Annotated in this window: 20 protein-coding genes; 14 read left to right on the top strand and 6 right to left on the bottom strand. The window is 60.9% G+C overall.

Going from position 1 to position 21,032, the window contains the following annotated elements:
* The first annotated feature begins 162 nt into the window (after positions 1 to 162).
* The 4 genes from ELH03_RS25880 to ELH03_RS25865 all read left to right on the top strand — a co-directional run bounded on the left by ELH03_RS25880 (position 163) and on the right by ELH03_RS25865 (position 4,436).
* Positions 163 to 990, top strand: coding sequence for an ABC transporter substrate-binding protein (locus ELH03_RS25880; RefSeq protein ID WP_018245873.1), 828 nt, complete (start codon positions 163 to 165; stop codon positions 988 to 990).
* Positions 991 to 1,080: 90 nt separating this feature from the next.
* Positions 1,081 to 2,619, top strand: a complete 1,539-nt coding sequence (locus ELH03_RS38535; RefSeq protein ID WP_128401406.1) for an amino acid ABC transporter permease/ATP-binding protein — start codon at positions 1,081 to 1,083, stop codon at positions 2,617 to 2,619.
* 96 nt (positions 2,620 to 2,715) lie between these two features.
* Positions 2,716 to 3,846 (top strand): NAD(P)/FAD-dependent oxidoreductase, encoded by a 1,131-nt coding sequence (locus ELH03_RS25870; RefSeq protein ID WP_130766894.1) that lies wholly within the window; start codon positions 2,716 to 2,718, stop codon positions 3,844 to 3,846.
* Between the two features lie 83 nt (positions 3,847 to 3,929).
* Positions 3,930 to 4,436 (top strand): hypothetical protein, encoded by a 507-nt coding sequence (locus tag ELH03_RS25865; RefSeq protein ID WP_128401404.1) that lies wholly within the window; start codon positions 3,930 to 3,932, stop codon positions 4,434 to 4,436.
* 22 nt (positions 4,437 to 4,458) lie between these two features.
* Here ELH03_RS25865 and ELH03_RS25860 read toward each other — a convergent pair whose 3' ends face one another.
* Positions 4,459 to 5,187, bottom strand: coding sequence for an endonuclease/exonuclease/phosphatase family protein (locus tag ELH03_RS25860; protein ID WP_130766893.1), 729 nt, complete (start codon positions 5,185 to 5,187; stop codon positions 4,459 to 4,461).
* A gap of 119 nt (positions 5,188 to 5,306) precedes the next feature.
* Between ELH03_RS25860 and ELH03_RS25855 the strand changes: the two genes are divergently transcribed.
* On the top strand, positions 5,307 to 6,269 hold the full coding sequence (locus ELH03_RS25855; RefSeq protein WP_130766892.1) for a lysylphosphatidylglycerol synthase domain-containing protein: 963 nt from the start codon (positions 5,307 to 5,309) through the stop codon (positions 6,267 to 6,269).
* On the opposite strand, the gene ELH03_RS25850 is transcribed toward ELH03_RS25855, so the two are convergent.
* Positions 6,216 to 7,742 (bottom strand): phospholipase D-like domain-containing protein, encoded by a 1,527-nt coding sequence (locus tag ELH03_RS25850; RefSeq protein WP_128401401.1) that lies wholly within the window; start codon positions 7,740 to 7,742, stop codon positions 6,216 to 6,218. The genes ELH03_RS25855 and ELH03_RS25850 overlap by 54 nt on opposite strands.
* A 104-nt stretch (positions 7,743 to 7,846) precedes the next feature.
* Here ELH03_RS25850 and ELH03_RS25845 point away from each other — a divergent pair, with 104 nt between their 5' ends.
* Positions 7,847 to 9,091 carry a DUF763 domain-containing protein gene (locus ELH03_RS25845; RefSeq protein ID WP_128411480.1) on the top strand — a complete coding sequence of 415 codons (1,245 nt, stop codon included), beginning with the start codon at positions 7,847 to 7,849 and terminating at the stop codon, positions 9,089 to 9,091.
* Positions 9,092 to 9,112: 21 nt separating this feature from the next.
* On the opposite strand, the gene ELH03_RS25840 is transcribed toward ELH03_RS25845, so the two are convergent.
* The 4 genes from ELH03_RS25840 to ELH03_RS25825 form a co-directional block, all read right to left on the bottom strand.
* Entirely contained in the window at positions 9,113 to 9,562 is a 450-nt protein-coding gene (locus ELH03_RS25840; protein ID WP_128401399.1) for a pyridoxamine 5'-phosphate oxidase family protein, read from the bottom strand.
* A gap of 172 nt (positions 9,563 to 9,734) precedes the next feature.
* Positions 9,735 to 10,652: a DMT family transporter gene (locus ELH03_RS25835; protein ID WP_128401398.1), complete on the bottom strand. Its 918-nt coding sequence runs from the start codon at positions 10,650 to 10,652 to the stop codon at positions 9,735 to 9,737.
* A 183-nt stretch (positions 10,653 to 10,835) separates the two neighbouring features.
* Positions 10,836 to 12,137 (bottom strand): MFS transporter, encoded by a 1,302-nt coding sequence (locus ELH03_RS25830; RefSeq protein ID WP_197730013.1) that lies wholly within the window; start codon positions 12,135 to 12,137, stop codon positions 10,836 to 10,838.
* A gap of 181 nt (positions 12,138 to 12,318) precedes the next feature.
* Positions 12,319 to 12,771, bottom strand: a complete 453-nt coding sequence (locus ELH03_RS25825) for a MarR family winged helix-turn-helix transcriptional regulator (RefSeq protein WP_130766890.1) — start codon at positions 12,769 to 12,771, stop codon at positions 12,319 to 12,321.
* A 201-nt stretch (positions 12,772 to 12,972) separates the two neighbouring features.
* Here ELH03_RS25825 and ELH03_RS25820 point away from each other — a divergent pair, with 201 nt between their 5' ends.
* The 8 genes from ELH03_RS25820 (at position 12,973) to ELH03_RS25785 (ending at position 21,009) form a co-directional block, all read left to right on the top strand.
* Entirely contained in the window at positions 12,973 to 13,512 is a 540-nt protein-coding gene (locus ELH03_RS25820) for a flavin reductase family protein (RefSeq protein ID WP_027686487.1), read from the top strand.
* A 10-nt stretch (positions 13,513 to 13,522) separates the two neighbouring features.
* On the top strand, positions 13,523 to 14,755 hold the full coding sequence (locus ELH03_RS25815) for a flavin-dependent monooxygenase (protein ID WP_130766889.1): 1,233 nt from the start codon (positions 13,523 to 13,525) through the stop codon (positions 14,753 to 14,755).
* A gap of 47 nt (positions 14,756 to 14,802) precedes the next feature.
* Positions 14,803 to 15,783, top strand: a complete 981-nt coding sequence (gene tsdA / locus ELH03_RS25810) for a gamma-resorcylate decarboxylase (protein WP_130766888.1) — start codon at positions 14,803 to 14,805, stop codon at positions 15,781 to 15,783.
* Position 15,784: 1 nt separating this feature from the next.
* Positions 15,785 to 16,843 (top strand): maleylacetate reductase, encoded by a 1,059-nt coding sequence (locus tag ELH03_RS25805; protein WP_130806819.1) that lies wholly within the window; start codon positions 15,785 to 15,787, stop codon positions 16,841 to 16,843.
* Between the two features lie 20 nt (positions 16,844 to 16,863).
* On the top strand, positions 16,864 to 17,712 hold the full coding sequence (locus tag ELH03_RS25800) for an intradiol ring-cleavage dioxygenase (protein WP_128401392.1): 849 nt from the start codon (positions 16,864 to 16,866) through the stop codon (positions 17,710 to 17,712).
* Positions 17,709 to 18,005 (top strand): YciI family protein, encoded by a 297-nt coding sequence (locus tag ELH03_RS25795; RefSeq protein ID WP_128401391.1) that lies wholly within the window; start codon positions 17,709 to 17,711, stop codon positions 18,003 to 18,005. The genes ELH03_RS25800 and ELH03_RS25795 overlap by 4 nt, the downstream gene beginning before the upstream one ends.
* A gap of 367 nt (positions 18,006 to 18,372) precedes the next feature.
* A complete protein-coding gene (locus tag ELH03_RS25790) occupies positions 18,373 to 19,401 on the top strand; it encodes a substrate-binding domain-containing protein (RefSeq protein WP_128401390.1) in 1,029 nt (342 codons plus the stop codon).
* A gap of 69 nt (positions 19,402 to 19,470) precedes the next feature.
* The gene (locus tag ELH03_RS25785) at positions 19,471 to 21,009 is read left to right on the top strand and encodes a sugar ABC transporter ATP-binding protein (RefSeq protein WP_128401466.1); all 1,539 of its coding nucleotides are present in this window, start codon (positions 19,471 to 19,473) and stop codon (positions 21,007 to 21,009) included.
* Positions 21,010 to 21,032 lie beyond the last annotated feature (23 nt).

Here is a 21,032-nt window from a genome sequence, read left to right as displayed (position 1 = left end):
TGTTGACGACCGGTCAATTGACGGATATCAAATATGTTGTGAGACCGGTCTCTTTATACAGGAGACCGGTATCTTGTCCAGAAATCTCTATCGCAATGCGCGGTGGGGCAGGGCGACCCGACGATGCCGACAAGAGCATTCCTTTCAGAGCGGAGAACGAACATGAAGCCTTTTGAATCATTCGTGGCCACCCTCGCCCCATTGCGGGCCGGCCTTTTGACATGCCTTCTTGCGATGGGCGCAGGCTCTGCGGCCGCCGCCGACAATCCCTATAACCTCATCGAGCCCGGGGTGATCAGCGTCGGCACGATGGGCGATTCCAAGCCCTATACGTTTGCGACGGCGGACGGCCAGTTCACCGGTTTCGATATCGAGCTGTTTCTCAACGTCGTCTCCCGCCTCGGCTTTCAAAAAGACAAGGTGACGTTCACGGGCCAGGAATTTTCAGCACTCCTGCCGTCGGTCGCAAACGAACGGTTCGACGTTGCCGTTGCGGCGATCGGGACAACCGAAGCCCGCAAGAAGACTGTCGATTTTTCCGACGGCTATCTTGCCGGTTATCTCTCCGTCCTGACCCCGGATGCCGGTATCAAGGATGCCGATGGCCTCAAGGGCAAGCGTCTCGGCGTCGTGCAGGGGACCTTGCAGGAAGTCTATGCAGCCAAGAATTTCGGGGGGACTGATCTGGTGAAATTCCCCGACAACAATTCTGCCGTGGCCGCGCTCAACAACGGAACGGTCGATGCGCATTTTCTCGACTACGAGGCCGCCAAGCAATATGGCGAGCGCTATCCCGCTCTGAAGGTTGCCGTGAATATCCCGTCCTTCGATGCGCCTGCTGGCTTCGTGGTCCGAAAGGGAAATGATGCCTTTCGCACGGCGCTGGACGGCGCGCTTCACGATGCGATGCAGGACGGCACCTGGAAGACCCTTTATGAAAAGTGGTTCCCCGGATCGCCAATGCCGGAACAGTATCTTCCCAAGAAGTGACGCCGTGAGCCGCCCGCTCATGGCGGGCGGCTTACCGAGGCTCTGCCGGACGGCGGCGTCTGCGCCGGGCAAGAATTCATGGGGATCTGAATGAACTGGCTTGAAAATCTGCGCCGCAGCTTCCTGGACTGGGATGCCATGGCGGAAGTTCTGCCGAGCATGATCAGCGTCGGCCTGAAGAATACGCTGATCCTGGCCGCCGCCTCGACCGTGCTCGGCGTCGCCATCGGCATGGCTCTCGCCGTGATGGGCATCTCACAGTCCCGCTGGCTGCGGCTGCCGGCGCGCATCTATACCGATGTTTTCCGCGGGCTGCCGGCGATCGTCACGATCCTGATTATCGGCCAGGGTTTTGCCCGGATCGGGCGGGAGATCTTCGGTCCATCGCCATTTCCGCTCGGCATCCTGGCACTCAGCCTGATCGCCGGAGCCTATATCGGCGAAATCTTCCGATCGGGCATCCAAAGCGTCGAGCGCGGCCAGATGGAAGCCTGCCGGGCGCTCAGCATGAGCCACGGGCAGGGCATGCGCCTGATCGTCATCCCACAAGGCATCAGACGTGTTCTGCCGGCGCTGGTCAATCAGTTCATCGGAAACGTCAAGGATTCCAGCCTTGTCTACTTCCTGGGATTGCTCGCCTCCGAGCGTGAGATCTTCCGTGTCGGGCAGGATCAGGCTGTCGTCACAGGCAATCTGTCACCGCTGCTGCTGGCGGGCGTCTTCTACCTCGTCATCACCGTGCCGCTGACCCACTTCGTCAATTATATCGATGCGAGACTGCGGCTCGGAAAACAAGGCCGCGGCTCAGGTGCTGCGAGCGGATTGGTCGAGGTGAGCGAGTTGCAGGCCGCCGCCGGCCCTCATCCCGCGGTCAAGGCGGCCGAGGAGAGTACGCCGCGCTTCAAAGGCGGCGCCCTGAACATCCGGGACCTCACCATGGCCTATGGCGATCTCGATGTGCTGAAGGGTGTCGATCTCGACATCGCCACCGGTACGGTCACCTGCATCATTGGCCCTTCCGGCTCGGGCAAATCGACGCTGTTGCGCTGCATGAACAGGCTTGTCGAACCGAAGGGCGGCGACATCCTGCTCGATGGCGAGAGCATCCTGGCGATGAAGCCGGAGAGGCTGCGCCGGCGTGTGGGGATGGTGTTCCAGCACTTCAACCTGTTCCCCGACCACACGGCACTCGAGAACGTCATGCTTTCGCTGACCAAGATCAAGAAGATGCCGAGGCAGGAGGCGCGGCGCATCGCCGAGGCGCGTCTGGCCGATGTCGGTCTTGCAGGGCGTAGGGATCATCGGCCCGCAGGTCTTTCGGGTGGGCAGCAGCAGCGCGTCGCCATCGCACGCGCGTTGGCCATGGATCCGGAGGTCATGCTGTTTGACGAAGTGACGAGTGCGCTCGATCCCGAACTGGTGAAGGGCGTGCTCGACCTGATGGCGGCTCTCGGCCGCCAGGGCATGACGATGGCCGTGGTGACGCACGAGATGGGATTTGCGCGCAGGGTGGCCGACCAGGTCGTCTTCATGGATGAGGGCCGCATCGTCGAGGCCGGCTGCCCGCAGCAGATCTTCGACAATCCCCGAAGCGAGCGGCTGAAGCGCTTCCTTGCTGAAGTTCTCTGAAGCGCCTGAGGCAACGCATGGTGCCCCCGGTCGTCCTCACGCCGGATGCGCCGGATTTCGTTCGATGTAGCAAGAGCAGAAAACAAGGTTATCGACATGAATGCTTCCACCAAACCTTCGAAGGTCGTCGTCATCGGCGGCGGGATCTTTGGCGTCTCGACCGCTGTCCATCTGGCACTGCTCGGGGTCCGCACCGTGCTCATCAATGACGGCCCGCTCGCCAACGGCGCCTCCGGCCGTTCGCTCGCCTGGCTCAACTCGGCGCGCAAACGCTCCGATGCCTATCACCGTCTGCGTTTGGCGGGCATAGATCGCTATCGCACGCTGGCGGTGAGGTATCCCGATGCGTCGTGGCTGCGCTTCGACGGCGGCTTGACCTGGGATGCGGACGATGCCGCCAACGAGATCGCCGAGATCTTCGGCTATGAGCGAGATCTCGGCTATCACGCGCAATGGCTCGCGCCGCAAAGAATTGCCGCCGTGACGCCGGGTGTCGATGCAAGTGCGGTGACGCGGCAAGGCGCGATCTTCAACCCCGGGGAGGGCTGGGTCGATCTTCCGTCCTTGATCGGCACGCTCGTGGAAGAATTCCGCACGCTGGGCGGCGAGATCGTCACGGACGCGGGTCGCGCGAGGGTCGATGTCGAAGGCGCGGGCGTCCGCGGTGTGATCACGGCGGACGGCACGCGCCGCGATGCGGATGCCGTGCTGCTTGCTGCCGGAAGCGAGGTTCCGGCAATCGTGGCCGAGGCCGGCCAGAATATCGGCGATGCAACGCCTGTCGCCCTTCTCGTCCGGACCAAGCCGATCCGCCACCCGCTGAAGGCCGTGCTCAACACCCCTCGCGTCGCCATCCGGCCGACGCCCAACGGCGGCTTCGCGCTCGACGCCGCCTGGTCCGAGGAAGAGGTGAGCGTGAAGCCAGACGGCAGCTATGATGTCAGACAATCGACGCTGGAGGGGCTGCTGCGCGAGGCCTCCAGGGTTCTCGAAGGCAATCCGGCGCTGGAGGTCGAAGATTACGGGGTCGGCCCGAAGCCCATCCCGGGCGACGGCGAGCCCGTCTTCGGCGAGCTGCCGTCGATCTCGGGTTATTTCGTCGCTTTCAGCCACAGCGGCGCCACTCTCGGCCTGATCGCCGGCGAACTGCTGGCGGACGAGATCGTCACCGGACGCCGCCATCCGCTGCTGGCGGACTTTCGGCCGGAGCGTTTCAGCGCGTCGTGAGGTGAAGGCGGCAGCAGGAGCAGCCAATGCATCCTTCTGAGCCGTCGAGCGTTCTATCGCCAGGAAACAACTGGAGACGCATCATGTTCAAGGACGATCTCGGGGACACCGGCACAAACAAGGATATGCGCGACGGTGTAGAAACCGCGCCGGCCTCCTTCGAAGAGGCGAGCATCAACCCTGATCTTATCAGACGTGAGGGTTTCGCCAGCGAGGCTGAATATCGGGCGTATATTGCGACACTCGGTGGTCATGCTTCCGTTGGAGGCACCGTCGAGGAGCCTCTCCCGATCTACGAAGGTCATGTCCTGGAAGGCCGTCTGCAAGAATTGAGAGAGGAACTCGAAAACCTCCGCGCTCGCCTTCATGTGATCCAACATCAGGCCGCGACCGTGGTTACGGAGAACGTCCGATGGGCCGATGCCAGCGCCCATGCGCAGCTCGGCAATCAGCCCTGGCTCAAGCTGGCAGGCGCAATGGCGGCGACCTTCGTCGTCACGAGGGGCATCAGGCGGTTGCCTCTAGGAGCCGTGGCGACGACGGCGCTACCGTTGGTGGCGGCGGCGATGAACCGGAAGCTCGTCCGGTGAAAGTCGTCAGCGTCGAGGATGGTCAAGCGAAACCGATTTCTGCAAGGACAGGCAGGTGGTCCGAGGCAATCCTTGTCAGGCGGTTTTCCAGGACCGCCGCCTGTTTGACGATGAGATCGTCAGTGACGAAGATGTGGTCGAGGCGCATCAGCGGGTAGCGAGAGGGAAAGGTCGCTCTCGGCGCGGTGCCGCCTGCGAGCTGGGCGTCTTTCAATGACCGCGCGGCAAGTCGGTAAGTCGCCGATGACGGAATGGCGTTGAAATCGCCGCAGAGGATGGTTGGAAGAGGTTCATCCGCCGTGCCGCGCAGCCAGCCGGGGTTCAGCAATGTCGTCATCTGTCGGATGCGCTCGCGGCCCCGAAGGCCGAGATGGGTGTTGACGACCAGCAGTTTTCTGTCGCCGACCAGTATTTCGACGGAAATGGCGCCGCGCTGTTCGCCGATGGATGGCAATGGTCCGGCCTTGACCGCGCCTGTCGGCAGCGAAGTGATGATCGCATCGCCATACTGCTCCTCGGCAATCGACAGGGCCGGATGGAAGTGAGCCTGCATGTTCAGAAGCGAGGCGATCGCATGGGCCTGATCGACGCCGCCGGTCCTGCGCCTGAGGACATCGACCTCCTGAAGCGCGACGATATCGGCTTCAGCCTCGGCGATGACAGAAGCGATGCGGCCGGGATCGAGCTTCCGGTCGCCCCCGATACAACTGTGTACGTTATAGGTCAGGAGTTTGATTGATTTATCCGGCATGGCCCCGCTGAAAGCTCGTTCCCCCCGGAGAACATAGAACTTGTTCTCCAGGGAACACAAAACTCGTTTGATCGTTCCCGATTATCGAACCATGGCGCTCGCACTTCTGAGGACAATCGATGAGCTTGAAAAGCATGATCTGGAATGGACTGCTCGTCGCTGCCCTTTGTCTCGCAGTCTTTCTCCTCTATCGGATCTTCCAACAATACAGCCTCGATCAGATCGTCCAATCGGTTCGCAGCATACCTTTTTCGACCTTTTGCACGGCACTTCTCTTTGCGGCGGCGTCCTATCTGTGCCTCAGTTGCTTTGATCTCCTGGCGATCCGTTCGCTCGGCAAATCCTTGCCCTATTCCAGGATCGCGCTGACTTCTTTCATCAGCCTTTCGCTCGGTCACAATATCGGCTTTGCCGGCCTGAGCAGCGGGGCCTTCCGCTATCGCTTCTATTCTCGCTGGGGGCTGACGGCGGAGGACGTGGCGAAAATCATCCTGTTTTGCGGTGTCACGGTGGGGCTTGGGCTGATTACGCTGGGTGGTCTTGCCATGATCGTCAATCCTGGCGATGCCGGGCGCCTGCTGCGCATCGACCCGGCAAGTGTGCGCATCTTCGGTTCGCTGGCGCTCGTCGTGCCGGTGGTCTATGCGGGCCTGGGGTTCTTCATTCGCGGCACGTTGCGGCTGTGGCGCTGGTCGTTTCAGCTGCCGCGATTTTCGATCGCGGTCGCGCAGGTCGGGGTCGGGACGCTCAACTTCATGCTCGTCTCCGCCTGCCTGCACCAGATGCTCTCTGCCTTCGGCGACGTTGCTTTCTTCAGGTCGGTGACGGCTTACGTGCTCGCCAATTCGGCAATCCTCGCAACGCATGTTCCGGGCGGTCTCGGCGTGCTCGAGGCGACCGTCTCCTATGCCGTGCCGAAGGAGGCCTCGATCGGCGCGCTGATTGCGTTTCGCTGTGCCTATTTCTTCATTCCGCTGGCGCTCGGCACGACGCTTCTCGTCATCAGCGAGGTCGTTTTCCGGCGGACGTCACGCGGGGCGGATGAGGAGGCGGACGAGCGCGCCGAAGCCCAGTCGGTCTAGGGGCGCGAAGGGTCGAACCGGATCGAAGAGGGCGGTGCCTGAGATCGGCGAAATGCTGCCCGGCAGCTCGACGGTGAACTCCCGCAAGCCCCGAGGCCCATCATTGAGCGCGTCGACCGCCTCGATCAACGAGCCGCTTTGCATAAAGGCTGCGGCAAAGCTTTCCGGGGTGGTTCCGAGATATTCCGAAAGCAGGCGATTGCGCAGATCCGCGATCGCGCGGCGGTGCTCGCTGTTGCCGGCCTCGAACAGCATGTCGCATTCGCAATCCAGCCCTTCCGAACGATTGTTGAGGTTGGAGGAGCCTATGCGGACCAGCTCGTCATCGGCAATCATCAGTTTGGAATGGACGAGCACCTCCACCTCGCCGTTCTCTCCGGGCGTGACTGGCCCGGGCACGATTGGCCCGGGCACGACGGCATAATAGACGCGCAGGCGGTCCGCACGATCGGCGCGTTTCAGGCGGCGGATGACCCGGTCGCGATTGCCACCCATGACAATCCTTTCGATCAGCCCGTGAGAGCTGCGCGTACAGATAATGACGACTTCAGGCCCGTCTTCCTCCTGCAGCCGCGCGGCAATGGCGTCGGCGACGCGGAAGGAGGCGAGATATTGCGCCTCGATGTAAAGCTGCCGCCGTGCCCGGGCGATGACGTCCAATGTCATGGCGATGCCGTCGCTGATGCCGGGGCGAAGTGCGGTCGAGGGCTCCGTCAGCGCGAAGCTGACCGCGGTCTCCCTCATGGAAACGCCGAGATCGTCCGGCCAGGCAAAGGGGACGTTTTCGGCCAGCGGCAGGTGGTTTTCACCGGTGGTGTTTTCCCAGCGCCGCCTGGCGATATCGCCGATCAACCTGGCAGCGTCGCCGGTGACCATTGCCTGAACGTCGTGCAGCGGATCATAGGAAACACCTTTGGGGTCACGTCGCAATTTATCCTTGGCGCGGTGGAGCCAGGTGTCCCACCGGCGCGACGTCAGGTCTATGCCGCCGATGAAGGCGACGGCGTCGTCGATGCAGACGAGTTTCTGATGGTGGCAGCCGCGCAATGTCGGCTGAAGCTCGAAGCGTAGGTCGATCCGCGCGTTTCTAGGAAAGCTTTTCTTCCGCAGCATCTGCAGGGACTTGCCAGAATAAACGGGGCCGAGCGCCCAGATGAGGATGCGTATTTCGAGCTCCGGATTTGCCGCTGCCAGGGCATGCAACAGGTCGGCCAGCGTTTCGTCGGACTTATCGGGTTCCAACCGGATGTTCGGATTGAAATCCCACCCGACGATCCAGATGGTGCGCCGCGCCTGCCGCAACGCACGCGCCAGCTCGGCGAAATAGCTGTTGCCGTTGATCAGGAAGGCCGCCTTGGCAGCGCTCCCTTCCAGGCACAAGGCGCTGCCCTCCTGTTTTTGGCGGTCGCCCGGCCGTTGTGATTTTGTCTGGGGCAAGCTCGGGTTATTGAAGATGGTGTCGAATGTCGTCATGATTGCCTCGGCCTCTAACTGGAGCACAAACGCCCGGAATTTGCCTGGGTTCCCCGATGGCGTCGGACGGCGACCGCCTGCGACGCAGAATGCAAGGAAACGAGATGTCACAGCGAGCAGGCAGCGCCGATCTTCCCCTTCACGGGGGACGCGTGCCGCATTGGCTCGGCGACCGGATGACGCGGTTGGGAACGCTGATCACCGAGGCGATCGTCCATCACTATGGCCGCGACGAATTCCTGCGCAGGCTCGCGCATCCTTTCTGGTTCCAGTCCTTCGGCTCGGTCATGGGCATGGACTGGCATTCTTCCGGTATCACGACCAGCGTTCTCGGCGCGCTGAAGCGCGGGCTAAAGCCGCGTGCCGGCGAGCTCGGCCTGCATGTCTGCGGCGGTCGTGGCGCGCATTCTCGCAAGACACCGCAGGAACTCGTCTCGATCGGCGAGCGTGTCGGCCTCGACGGGGAGGGGCTCGCGACCACGAGCCGTCTCGTCGCCAAGGTCGACAGCGCCGCCCTTCAGGACGGGTTCGACCTTTATCTGCACGGGTTCATCGTCGCCGATGACGGCCATTGGGTGGTTGTGCAGCAAGGCATGAACGGCGACAAGCGTCAGGCCCGGCGGTATCACTGGCTGTCCGAAGGACTGGAGAGCTTCGTCGACTCGCCGCATGCGGCAATCGAGGGAAGGAGCCAGGGCGAGATCGTCAATCTGGCCGACAGGCGCGCCGAACACTCGCGGCGCGGTCAGCTCGATCTGCTGGCGACCCTCGGGCCCGACCGGATCATCCGCGAAGCCGCCGCACTGCTGCGTGCCGAAGCGCCGGCGCCCGAACCCGCCGAACAGCCGATGCTGCCGCACCTGATCATGCCTGCCCATCACGATGTCCGCGAGAGTGACGTCAACATGCGGCGCCTGCATGGAAATCTGGCTGCCGCGGCCGACCGCGGGCCGGCGGATTTCGCAGAGCTTTTGCTCGTTCCAGGCGTCGGCGCCCGCACGGTGAAGGCGCTGGCGATGGTGGCGGAAGTCGTCCACGGCGCGCCCTGCCGCTTTTCCGATCCGGCGCGCTTCTCGATCGCCCATGGCGGCAAGGATCGCCATCCTTTTCCGGTCCCGCTCAAAGTCTATGACGAGACGATCGCCGTGATGAAATCGGCGGTGCAGAAGGGCAGGCTGGGACGCGAGGAGGAGTTGCAGGCATTGCGGCGTCTGGACGACCAATCCAGGCAGCTGGAACGCTATGTGACAGGTCCCGACCTCAAGGAAATCATCGCCGGCGAGTTTCGCCAATCCGCCGATTTCGGCGGCCGCAGCGTCTTCGGTTGGGAGGAGCCGTCCGCGGAGTAGGGCATCCTTTATGCCATTACCTTAACTTGCTGAGCCAGGCAGGACGACCTCGCCGTTTTCCTCACCATCCCAGTACCGGATGGAGGACGCTGAAACCTTTATGAGAACGATCCCAGGAGTGTCCACTCCTTCGGGAAACCACCGCTCGAGATCGGGGATCCAATGTTCTTCGAGTGCCGCCTTGTCCCGTACCAGCGACGCGACGCCCTCGACAGCGATGAAAATCCCCGGCTTGCCGAGGAGGCTGAGAGGTGCCGTGAACGTCAGCGAGACGGTGTCGATGCCTTCGATCTCCGTGATTTTCCTGCTGTCTTCATAGGAAAAGAACCAGGAATCCCCGTCATATTCGACGTCGCCGTTATTGCTCATCGGTCGGGCCGAGATGCGGCCCGACCCGGCGTTCGTCGACAGCATGCAGAAATCGATCTTCTTCAGTTGCGAGGACAGGTCTTCGAGGGTCATGGATGCCATTGCGATCTCCGATGTTTGAATGCTTGGGAGTAGCGTGCAAGCGTCCAGATTGTTCCGTGGAAAGTCCACGCGACTACGTCTCTATCCGTTTGACTTTTAGCTTCCACCCGCGGTTCCAAATCCACGGGTTACAATGTCCTCTGTGAAGCTAAAGACAGGCAGCGCTATAACTTCAATGGCCGTCGGGCGGGACGGCTTCAACCGGAACCGTCTCTTTCAGATTCTTCCGGTGGAAGATGAAGAGCCCCGCAACGACGATGATTGCGGCACCGATGATGATCTGCGCATCGGGAATGTCGTTGAAGAAGAGGTATCCGAGGACGATCGCCCAGAGCAGCAGCGTATATTGCAGCGGCGCAAGCAGCGATGCCGGTGCGAGCTTCAGCGAGCGCGTGATGAGCAGATGCGCGCAGGAGGCGACGATGCCGAGCAGCAGCATGCCGGACCAGTCGATGAGCGTTGCCGGCTGCCAGTGACCGATGCTCAAGACGATGCCGGTGACGAGCGCGGCGATCGTCTGCCATGTCACCAGCGTCGTGTCGCTGGTCGAGCGCAGATAGCGGCTCATCACCAGCGACAGCGCAAAGGCAAGGCTGCCGGCAAGACCGAAGAGCGATGGAAGCGACAGCATCGCCGTGGACGGACGCAGCGCGATGACGACGCCGGCAAAGCCGATCAGAACGGCCAGCCAACGGCGCCAGCCGATCTTCTCTCCGAGAAAGAAATGCGAGAGCGCCGCGATATAGATCGGTCCGGCCATATAGAAGGTCATGACGTCTGCGAGCGGCAGATAGGCGACGGCAGCGTAGAATAGGGCGACATCGCAGGTCGCCATGAAAACACGGATGAACTGGAGGCCCTTCTGCTCGACGCGGAACAAGGCCATCGGCCCTTGCCGGAGGATCATTGGTCCGAGCACGATGAAAGCGCCGACCGAGCGGATCACCAGCACCTGGCCGACGGCAAAGCTCGCGACCAGCCACTTGCCCATTGCATCGTTCAGCGCAAAGAGCAGATCGCCGAGCAGCATCAGCACGACGCCAGTCATGATCAGGTTTCCGGCATTGGCGACACCCGTCTGGGTCTTCATCTCTCGCATCCTCGCAAAAACGGCCGCGCATGCGCGGCCGACTGCGGCTTCTGCCTTAACACTGCCGATGTCAATGGTCAGTTTGAAGCGATTGCATTCGAATTGGGCAGAGAGATGTGTCTTTAGGCACTTGTGCCCACTTGTCGGCAGGTTCTGGATGCAGGCCTGCCGACAATCTGGCCGTCAATCAGCCTTTTTGCGATACAGCAACGTCATGAGTGCGAGAATGCATCCCAAGGCTGCTACCGATGCGAAGATGTAGAAGTTCCACTGCGGAGCAAGGCCTGCACCCAGAACCGCACCGCCGATGGCCGGTCCTATCATGCCTCCGATACGGCCGATGCCGAGCGAGAAGCCAAGGCCGGTTCCACGGATTTCGACCGGATAGAGGTTTCCAACGAGAACGTTGGCGAGGATCTGCGTGCCGATCGTTCCCGTACCGGCAAGTGCGACGAGACCATAGACCTGGAGGCCCTGATCCACCTGCGTCAGCAACCAGATCGAGCAGGCTCCGAGAAGAAACATACCGGCCACGACTATCTTGACGTTTCCGCGGTCGGCGATCCTTGCGCCGATCAGGAGGCCGACTGCGGCTCCGAGATTGAGCGTTACGGAGAAGAGCAGGGCAGACCCCAGGTCATAGCCCATCTTGTTCATGATGGTCGGAAGCCAGTTGACCATGCCGAATGTGAGCAGAAGCGAACAGAAGTGGATGCCCCACGCGTTCAATGTCGGCAGCAGGCGACCTTCGGAAAACAGCGACCGGATGCCCACCTGGCGTGACGCAACAGGCCTGGCTATGGGATCGGGCAGCCCGTACTGGTTTGCAATCTGGTTGGCTTCGGTCTGGCGGTTCTTCGTTGCCAGCCATTCGGGGGATTCTGGGATGAGGCGGATGAAGAAAGGCAGAAGCAGGATCGGTGCGCCGCCGATGATCATCAGGGGACGCCATCCGTATGTCTGCACCAGCAGCATTCCGAGGATACCCGAGATGATGCCGCCGGCCAGATAACCGAGAAGAGCAATCGAATAGGCTATTGCCTTCCGCTTCGGCGGAGAAAACTCGATGATTAAAGCGGTTACCGTGGGAAAGAGAGCTCCAAGGCCCAGACCGGCGAGAAAGCGTGTTCCCTCGAAAATGAGAAAGCTCGGCGCAAGACCGCTACCGATCATCATAACGGAGAAGCTCAGCAGACTGCCTATGATGACCTTGCGGCGACCTATCTTGTCAGCAAGTGTTCCGGCAACGAGAGCGCCCAGCAGCATACCGAACAGAGTGATGGAGGCCGCGCGTCCGACCAGGCCGGGCGTCAGGCCCCAACTGGCTTCGCCGAGCAGCGCCGGCGCGACTGCGCCATAGACGATCAGGTCATAGCCGTCGAACAGGATCAGCAGACCGCAAAGGGCGATGATAATATTCGGGCTGCGAACGTGTTCCTTGATAATAGCGAGATCTTGTATGGCCAATTTTCCCTCCCCATACATTGAGTACAGGAAGTACGCTCCTGCCAGCGGCAGGTCCGCGTCGATCCATGTACAAATCCTCCTGGATCGTTGCCGGCGTGGTTCCTCCCAGCGCCAGACTCACCCGTGAGAGGGCGATGTCAAGACAACGATGACACGCTATTAAATACTTGCGAATAAAATATTTGCAACTGCAAACTTTTCAGTTCGCAACTTTTCCCTTTCCGGATATTGCCGGCAGGTTGCTGTGCATGCGGCGCAGCGCCTTCTTCAGGGCCGCGACCTCTTCGTCCGACATGTCCTGAACCGCGGTGCGTTCAAGCTCCACGGCAAGCGGCATAAGCCTTTCCGTCAGCTCCTCGCCCTGCGGGGTCAGTCTTACGATGACGATACGGCCGTTATCTTCCGGACGTGTTCGCGACACCAGCTTACGCTTGGCCAGTGTGCCGACGAGCCGCGAAAGCGTCGAAATCTCGACAGAGACGACGTCGGCGAGATCCCCCAGGGTGCTCTCCCGGCGCTCCTTGAGCATGGCCAGGACCCGGTACATCGCCACGCTGAGATTGTCTTCGGCGATTCTCTGCGCGAATACCTCGGCTATCCGCACGCCGGCGCGGTTGAGAAGATAGGGAACGGAATCGGTAAGTTTGTACATGTCTCTGTCTGCTGGCGGGATTCGGCTTGCTGAGGGCTCTCTCCGACATGCACCTAAATGACCGGGATGACAACATGATTGGCTTTCGGCCGCCGAGAACGGCTGGGTAGATCAAGCATTTTCCCGCCTAATTTATAAATTTGCATTGACAATAGTTGCAAATGCAATAATTTGGACACCAAGGAGACACGGGAGGAAATCATGTCTGCCACTGCTGCCCTCGGCATAGCGCCGGCCCCCGCACCAATCAGCGATGCGTTTCGATCGACCATGCGCCGTTTCCCGGCGACGGTGACGGTCATTTCCGCCTGTCGCAACGGTGCGGATCATGGAATGACGGCAACCGCCGTCACATCCCTTTCGATGGATCCGCCATCTCTCATCATCTGCCTGAACAATCGCACCTACCTGCATGACATGCTGCTCGAGGTGCCGGAATTCGCCGTCAGCGTTCTGACCGACAGGCAGGCAGCCGTATCTGAAGGTTTCAGCGGCAAGATTGCGCCTGAGCGTCGGTTCGACGCTGCCGATTGGATTCGCCATGAGCGCGGCATGATGGTGCTGGGCTCCGCTCATGCCTCGGTTGTCTGCCGCCGTATGGGCGCAGTTCCCTATGGAACGCACACGATCTTCATCGGGCAGGTGGTGGATACACGCCATTCCGACGACACGACCGCGCTGATGTACGAGAACTCGAAATATTGCGCGCCACAGCACGCGCTTCCTGCATCCCAGAACTGAAGGAAGTTCCATGAACAATACAGCTGCCCTGTTTCCCGCCTCGGCGCGGGTTGAGAACGCATGTCTTGCAGATCGTATCGCCCCGGTGCTGGACGAGATCCGTGCCGGCGCGCGCGATACCGAAAAATCCGGCCGCGTGCCGGCGCGCAATATCGATCTGCTGCGCTCCGCCGGCTATTTCGATATCGTCAAGCCTGCCCGTTTCGGCGGCGACGAGGGATCGTTTGCCGAGCTTGTTGATGCAAATATCGAACTGTCGTCGGCCTGTGCCTCCACCGGCTGGGTTGCCGGCCTTCTTTCCGCGCATCAATGGCTCCTCGCCATGTTCGATGAAAGGGTTCAGCAGGAGGTGTGGGGCAGCAATCCGGATGCGCTGCTCTGCGGTTCCTATGCGCCGGTCCGCATGGCGGAACGCGTCGAGGGTGGTTTCCGGTTATCCGGCGATTGGGCCTTTGCGAGCGGTTGCGAAAATGCCCAGTGGGCGCTCTGCGCGGCGATCATTCCGCCAAACGGCGAGGGGGAGCGTCCCGTACCGGCGTTCCTTCTGGTTCCCGCCAGCGATTATGCCATTGCCGAGACCTGGGATGTGGTCGGCCTCGCGGGCACCGGCTCAAAAAGCCTGATCCTCAAGGATGTCTTCGTTCCGGAATATCGCATGCTGAGCTTTCCGGATGCGACCTCCGGCAGAACGCCGGGCGGACGTGGCTACAAGGGTATCGGCCTTTTCAACATTCCGTTGCTCATGGGAGTTCCGTTCTGCCTCGGCAGCGCAGCCGTCGGTGCGGCGAAGGGCGCATTGGAGAGCTATATCGACCACATGGGAGCCCGTGTGACACGTGGTGCAGTGGCCGGTGGCAACAACAAGATCGCGGAATTTCCAACGATCCAGCTTCGCGTGGCGGAAGCCTCCGCATCCCTGGATGCCGCCCGCGAAATCATTCTGCGCGATATTGCCCGGGCGCAGCAACTGGCCCAGGCCCGCGAGGATGGCACTGGCGAGATCACCGAAGAAGATCGGATTCTCGCCCGTCGTAGCCAGTCCTTCGCGGTCAGCCTGGCCCTTCGGGCCGTGGAAGCACTCAATGCATCGACAGGCGGCCTCGGCCTCCAGATGTCCAACCCCGTCCAGCGGGCATGGCGCGATGCAAATGCCGTCGGGCGCCATATTTCCATGAACTGGGATGCCGTGGGCACCATGGTCGGCCAGCAGCTGCTCGGTCTTCCGCCCAAGGGACAATTCTAATCCGCCATCCCCATTATTTCGATTTAAGCCAGGAAAGAGAGCATATCGTGCAAGGCAAGATCGCGCTTGAAGAACATTTCGCCATTCCCGAGACGCTGCAGGATTCGGCTGGATTCGTGCCGGGCGATTACTGGACGGAGCTGTCCGCCCGTCTTCTGGATATCCAGGACAAGCGTCTGCGGCTGATGGATGCCCACGGCATCGAGAAAATGATCCTGTCGCTGAATGCTCCGGCCGTGCAGGCAATTCCGGATAAGGCAAAGGCCCTGGAGATTTCCCGGCGCGCCAACGACTTTCTGGCGGAGCAATGCGTCAAGAACCCGAACCGTTTCCTGGGATTTGCAGCTTTGCCCCTGCAGGATCCGGATGCGGCTGCGCAGGAATTGCAGCGCTGCGTGACAACGATGGGTTTCGTCGGCGCGCTGGTCAATGGCTTCTCGCAGGAAGGCGACGGAACGACGCCGCTTTACTACGACCTGCCGCAATATCGTCCGTTCTGGGCCGAAGTCGAAAAACTCAACGTTCCCTTCTATCTGCATCCGCGCAACCCGCTGCCGCAGGATAGCCGCATCTATGCTGGCCATTCCTGGCTGATGGGTCCGACATGGGCGTTCGCCCAGGAGACCGCTGTTCATGCGCTACGCTTGATGGGATCCGGCCTGTTTGACGAACATCCGGCTTTGCGGATCATCGTTGGTCACATGGGCGAGGGGCTGCCATACATGATGTGGCGCATCGACAACCGGAATGCGTGGGTCAAGGTGGAAAAAAACTATCCCGCCAAACGCCCGATTGCCGATTATTTCAACGAGAATTTCTACATCACGACGTCGGGGAACTTCCGCACGCAATCGCTTATCGATGCTATGCTGGAAATCGGCGCGGACCGAATTCTGTTCTCGACAGACTGGCCATTCGAGAACGTCGACCATGCTGCAAACTGGTTCGACAGCACGACCATCTCCGAAGCCGACCGTCTGAAGATCGGTCGCACCAACGCGGTTTCACTATTCAAACTCGATCGATAGCATGGTTACACCTTTCAGATACACGGCCAGCGCGGCCCAGATATTCTTCGGGAGCGGCTCGTTGAACCGTCTCCCCGAGGCGATTGCGGGGCAGGGCGGCAAGCGCGCCCTGATCCTTTCGACCCCGCACCAGAAAGCGGAGGCGGAACGGATCGCTGCTTCGCTCGGCCCGCTTGCGGCGGGGCTATTCCACGATGCGACGATGCATACGCCGGTCGATGTGACCGAGCGCGCGATGGCGGCATACAACTTGGCCGGGGCCGATTGCGTGGTCGCGATCGGCGGTGGATCTACGATCGGTCTCGGCAAGGCGATCGCCTATCGCAACGACGCGCCACAAATCGTGGTGGCGACGACCTATGCGGGATCGGAGGTTACAACGATCCTCGGCCAGACAGAAAACGGGCAGAAGACGACGGTCCGCGGGCCCGGCATCCTGCCCGAAGTGGTGATCTACGACCCTGAATTGACATTGAGATTGCCGGTCAGCATGAGCGTCAGCAGCGGGCTCAATGCAATGGCGCATGCGGTCGAAGGTCTCTATGCGCAGGATCGCAATCCCATTTCGTCAATGATGGCGGTCGAGGGCCTGCGCGCGCTGAAGCAGGCCTTACCTCAAATTGTCAATTCACCTGGGGACATCGAGCCGCGAAGCGAAGCGCTTTACGGTTCCTGGCTGTGCGGCACGGTGCTCGGAGCGGTTGGCATGGCCCTGCATCACAAGCTCTGCCATACGCTGGGCGGTAGCTTCGATCTGCCGCATGCGGAAACCCATGCGGTCATTCTTCCCCATTCTGCCGCCTACAATGCGGAGGCCGCAGCGGATGCGCTAAAACCCGCTGCCGATCTTTTTGGCGGCTCGCTGGGCGGCGGTCTTTATGATTTTGCCGCTTCGGTCGACGCCCCCTTGGCGTTGCGCGATCTGGGTATGAAAGCAGCCGATCTGGACCGTGCGGCGGAACTCGCCGCCCAGAACCCCTACTGGAACCCGCGCCCGATCGAACGGGAAGCGATCCGGGCTTTGTTGCAGAGCGCCTGGGAGGGCGCGCGGCCGCGTTAACGGCTTAGGAGGATGGCCACGTGCCTGAATATTTCAGCGAAGAGAGATCCGCGGAAGCCGTCAACTCGAGGATGGGGCGGGACATTAATCCGCGTCTGGCCGAAATCATGGCGTCGCTTGTCAGGCACCTGCATGCCTTTGCCAAGGATATCAGCCTGACCCAGGAGGAATGGGAGCTGGCCATCGGCTTCCTGACCCGAACCGGCCATCTCTGTCATGACGAGCGACAGGAGTTCATCCTGCTCAGCGATACGCTGGGTTTGTCGATGCTGGTGGATGCAATCAACAACCGGCGTCCGCCGGGCGCCACGGAAAATACCGTGTTTGGACCGTTCCATGTCGAAGGCGCGCCCATAAGGCAGATGGGTGAAAACATCTCTCTCGACGGCAAGGGCGAGAGCTGTCTCTTCATCGGGCGAGTGCTGGATCTTAACGGCAATCCGATCGAGGGAGCCCAGATCGATGTATGGTCGGATAATTCCGATGGTTTCTACGACGTCCAGCAGCCGGATATCCAGCCGAAGTGGAACAACCGGGGCATCTTCGTCACCGGCGCAGATGGCACCTATAGTTTCGTCGGCATAAAGCCGGTTTCCTATCCGATCCCGGATGACGGTCCGGTCGGGCAGATGCTGACGTCCCTCGGCCGCCATCCCTACCGTCCTGCCCATACCCATTACCTGATCACGGCTTCGGGTTATCAGAAGCTGGTAACCCACACCTTTGTCGGCGACGATCCCTATCTGGAATCCGATACGGTGTTTGGGGTGAAAAACAGCCTGGTTGCGCCTTTCGAGCGTGTCGATCGTGCGACGGTCTGGCGTTCCGATTTCGATTTCGTGCTGACGCCAGTGGACAATAGTCAATGATCGTTGCCCGCTATGCGGTATCCGACCCCGGCAAGTCTGCCGAACGTTCCCGATTGATCGAGGAACACAAGGCCTATCTGCGGGGCGCGCCGATCCGCATCCTGCTTTCCGGACCTTCTGCACCGTCGGCGGAGGGCAGAGATTCTACTGCCTTAGTGATCGCGGAAGTCGAAACGCTTGCCGAGTTCGAGGCGTTCAGCGCAGGAGATCCCTTCGTCCGCTGCGGTGTTTACGGCAGCGTCGATGTATTCGAATGGCGGCCTACTTTTGGGGTTCTTCTAGAGAGTCTCTGACCAGCGTTTCGACCTGCCGAAGGCGATGAAATGCAGAATTTGCGGAGTCGAGACAATCGTCCATCAAAGGCTCCGGCGGTCTTGGTCTTTATCTTTCGGATCCTTGCCAAAACGGCCGCGCATGCGAGGAAGGTCCGCTTCTGCCGAAGCGGTGCCTTCGAGCGCAGGAAGGCGGGCATCAATCGCCATTCAGGCCGTCGATACCTGAAATATATTTCATAGTGTGAATTATATTGACAGCACTCCGTCGTTGCGATTATCTGACCTCACCGGACTTCGAGGAGGAACTCCGGTCTTCAATGGATCATCGGCAGCCGCTGAGGCGCCGCCGGATATTTGGGAGGGGCTTCGGCCTCGAGGAGGAAACTTGCGCAATTTTCTAAGCACGACCGCATTGGCGGTCCTTGCATCGACGCTTTTTGCCGGCGTGGCCAGCGCGGACACGGAAAATCCGTTCCGCTGCAAGCCGGGTGAAAAATACGTCATGAACGTCATGGTATCGGGCGTCGAATATTGGTTCCCGGTCTATGAAATGTTCAAGCAGGCCGGTCAGCAGCTCGGTTGCGAGACGGCCTACACCGGCACGCCGGAATATGACGTCAACAAGCAGATCGCCACCTTCGACCAGGCGCTGGCCCAGAACCCGGCCGGTATCCTCGTTCATCCGATGAACTCCGATCCGTTCATCGAGCCGATCAACCGGGCGATCGACCAGGGCACGGCGGTCGTGACCTTCGCAGCCGATGCGCCGCTTTCCAAGCGCATCTCGTTCGTCACCTCGGACAATACCCGCGAGGGCACTTATGCGGCCGACGCGATTGCCGAAAAGATGGGTGGCAAGGGTGAATATGCCGTTCTCGAAAATCCGGGCCAGGACAACCACGACAAGCGTATCGCCGCCTTCATCGCCCGCATGGAGGAAAAATATCCTGATATGAAGCTGGTCGGCCGCGCTGCGTCCAATCAGGACCCGAACAAGGCCTATCAGGGCCTGATGAGCCTGGTGCAGGCACATCCGAACCTTGGCGCCGTCTTCATGCCGGAAGCGAACTCGGCCATCGGCGCTTCGCAGGCCAACAAGGAAAGCGGCGGCAAGATCCTCGTGATGTGCGCCGACGTCAACGCCAACATCCTCGACATGATCAAGGCGGGCGAAGTGTTCGGTTCGATCAACCCGAACCAGGGCATGCAGGGTTACATGGGCTTCATGCTCCTGTGGCTTGCCAAGCATCCGGAACTCATCGACCCGATGAACGACGCCAAGCGAGCCGGCTTCAACCCGATGAGCATTCCGTTCGTCGACAACGGCCTGTCGATCGTCACGGCTGATAATGCCGACGACTTCTACTGGGACAAGTATCTGAAGCGGCGGGGCACCAAAGGCATCGAGGAGTAAACCTTTGTGCCGGCTGTCCGGGGGCAGGAAACTCCGGACAGCCACCGCGAGCGTGAGGAGGAGACGATGATGGCGTCGGTGCCGGTTCTGGAAATCCGCAATGTCAGCAAGCACTTCGGTGCGGTGAAGGCGTTGACGGATGTGAGCTTCAGCCTGGAGAAAGGCGAGGTTCATGCGCTTTGCGGCGAAAACGGCGCGGGCAAATCGACGTTGATGAACATCATTGCCGGCGTGCTGCAGCCGACCGAGGGGGACGTTCTCGTCGATGGCGCGCCGGTAAAGGTGACGTCGCCGGCGGTGGCGCAATCGCTCGGGCTTGGCCTCGTGCATCAGGAAATCGCGCTCTGCCCCGATGCGACGGTGGCCGAGAACATGTTCATGGCCGCGACCAACCGTCGCCGCTCGCCTTTCATGAATTATCGCCGGCTGGAGCGGGATGCGCAGGTCGTGATGAATCGTCTGGCGCCGATCGACGTGCGCCGCAAAGTTGGCGACCTGTCGATTTCCAGCCAGCAGCTTGTCGAGATCGCCAAGGCTCTGACGCTCGATTGTCGGGTGCTGATCTTCGACGAACCGACGGCGGCATTGACGGAATCGGAGACGCAGATCCTGTTCGGAATCATCCGCGACCTCAAGGCGCAGGGTATTTCGATCATCTATATCAGCCACCGCATGGCCGAAATCTTCAGCCTGTGCGACCGGGTCACCGTGTTTCGCGATGGCCGCTATGTCTCGACGGAGAAGGTGGTGGACCTGACGCCGGATGATGTCGTGCGCCGCATGATCGGACGCGAGATCACCCAGCTCTATCCGGAAAAGCAGACGCTGGCGGAGCGAACCGACGAGATCATTCTGAGCGTCCGCGATCTCGGCGACGGCAGCCGCTTCACGGATGTGAGCTTCGAACTGCGCAAGGGTGAAATTCTCGGCGTCGGCGGGCTCATCGGCTCGGGCCGCACCGAGATAGCCGAAGGTATTTGCGGATTGCGGCCGGTAATCGACGGCGAGGTGCAACTGCATGGACAGCGGCTGCGGGCGCGGTCCTATGCGCAGGCCGTGCAGGCAGGCCTCGTCTACCTGTCGGAAGATCGGAAGGGCTCCGGCATTTTCCTCGATCTTTCCATCGCCCAGAACATTGCCGTTCTCGATTTGAAGTCGCTGACCGGACCGCTGGGACTGTTGAATTCCAAAGCCGAGGCGGATCGGGCTCGCGACCTTGTCCGGCGGCTCGGCGTGCGGATGGGTGGCATCGACATGCCGGTGTCGTCGCTGTCGGGCGGAAACCAGCAGAAGGTGGCGATTGCCAAGCAGTTGGCGGTCAATCCCAAGGTCATCCTGATGGACGAGCCGACCCGCGGCATCGATGTCGGCGCCAAATCGGAAATCCACCGGCTGCTGCGCGATCTCACGCGCTCCGGCATCGGCATCGTCGTCATCTCGTCGGAACTGCCGGAGCTTCTCGGTCTGTGCGACCGGGTGCTGGTCATCCACGAGGGCACTGTTGCAGGCGAGGTCGTGGGCGAGATGATGACGGAAGAAGCGATCATGCGGCTCGCGTCGGGTATCGGCGGTCATAACAATTCAAAGGCATCAGAGCATGCCGCATAAAGAAAACGCAGGGGCAGGAGACA

This window comes from Rhizobium beringeri, from assembly GCF_004306515.1.
Lineage (GTDB): Bacteria > Pseudomonadota > Alphaproteobacteria > Rhizobiales > Rhizobiaceae > Rhizobium > Rhizobium beringeri.
Note: the sequence above shows the minus strand (reverse complement) of the source record. Positions and strands in the feature narration are given on the sequence as shown.

What these genes read in the sequence shown, in the direction of transcription:
- ELH03_RS38535 (WP_128401406.1), top strand. Translation starts at nt 1,081, where the DNA reads ATGAACTGGCTTGAAAATCTGCGCCGCAGCTTCCTGGACTGGGATGCC.
- ELH03_RS25795 (WP_128401391.1), top strand. Translation starts at nt 17,709, where the DNA reads ATGATCGTTGCCCGCTATGCGGTATCCGACCCCGGCAAGTCTGCCGAA.
- ELH03_RS25855 (WP_130766892.1), top strand. Translation starts at nt 5,307, where the DNA reads ATGAGCTTGAAAAGCATGATCTGGAATGGACTGCTCGTCGCTGCCCTT.
- ELH03_RS25845 (WP_128411480.1), top strand. Translation starts at nt 7,847, where the DNA reads ATGTCACAGCGAGCAGGCAGCGCCGATCTTCCCCTTCACGGGGGACGC.
- ELH03_RS25850 (WP_128401401.1), bottom strand. Translation starts at nt 7,742, where the DNA reads ATGACGACATTCGACACCATCTTCAATAACCCGAGCTTGCCCCAGACA.
- ELH03_RS25820 (WP_027686487.1), top strand. Translation starts at nt 12,973, where the DNA reads ATGTCTGCCACTGCTGCCCTCGGCATAGCGCCGGCCCCCGCACCAATC.
- ELH03_RS25830 (WP_197730013.1), bottom strand. Translation starts at nt 12,137, where the DNA reads ATGTATGGGGAGGGAAAATTGGCCATACAAGATCTCGCTATTATCAAG.
- ELH03_RS25860 (WP_130766893.1), bottom strand. Translation starts at nt 5,187, where the DNA reads ATGCCGGATAAATCAATCAAACTCCTGACCTATAACGTACACAGTTGT.
- ELH03_RS25805 (WP_130806819.1), top strand. Translation starts at nt 15,785, where the DNA reads ATGGTTACACCTTTCAGATACACGGCCAGCGCGGCCCAGATATTCTTC.
- ELH03_RS25840 (WP_128401399.1), bottom strand. Translation starts at nt 9,562, where the DNA reads ATGGCATCCATGACCCTCGAAGACCTGTCCTCGCAACTGAAGAAGATC.
- ELH03_RS25785 (WP_128401466.1), top strand. Translation starts at nt 19,471, where the DNA reads ATGGCGTCGGTGCCGGTTCTGGAAATCCGCAATGTCAGCAAGCACTTC.
- ELH03_RS25825 (WP_130766890.1), bottom strand. Translation starts at nt 12,771, where the DNA reads ATGTACAAACTTACCGATTCCGTTCCCTATCTTCTCAACCGCGCCGGC.
- ELH03_RS25835 (WP_128401398.1), bottom strand. Translation starts at nt 10,652, where the DNA reads ATGAAGACCCAGACGGGTGTCGCCAATGCCGGAAACCTGATCATGACT.
- ELH03_RS25880 (WP_018245873.1), top strand. Translation starts at nt 163, where the DNA reads ATGAAGCCTTTTGAATCATTCGTGGCCACCCTCGCCCCATTGCGGGCC.
- ELH03_RS25865 (WP_128401404.1), top strand. Translation starts at nt 3,930, where the DNA reads ATGTTCAAGGACGATCTCGGGGACACCGGCACAAACAAGGATATGCGC.
- ELH03_RS25815 (WP_130766889.1), top strand. Translation starts at nt 13,523, where the DNA reads ATGAACAATACAGCTGCCCTGTTTCCCGCCTCGGCGCGGGTTGAGAAC.
- ELH03_RS25870 (WP_130766894.1), top strand. Translation starts at nt 2,716, where the DNA reads ATGAATGCTTCCACCAAACCTTCGAAGGTCGTCGTCATCGGCGGCGGG.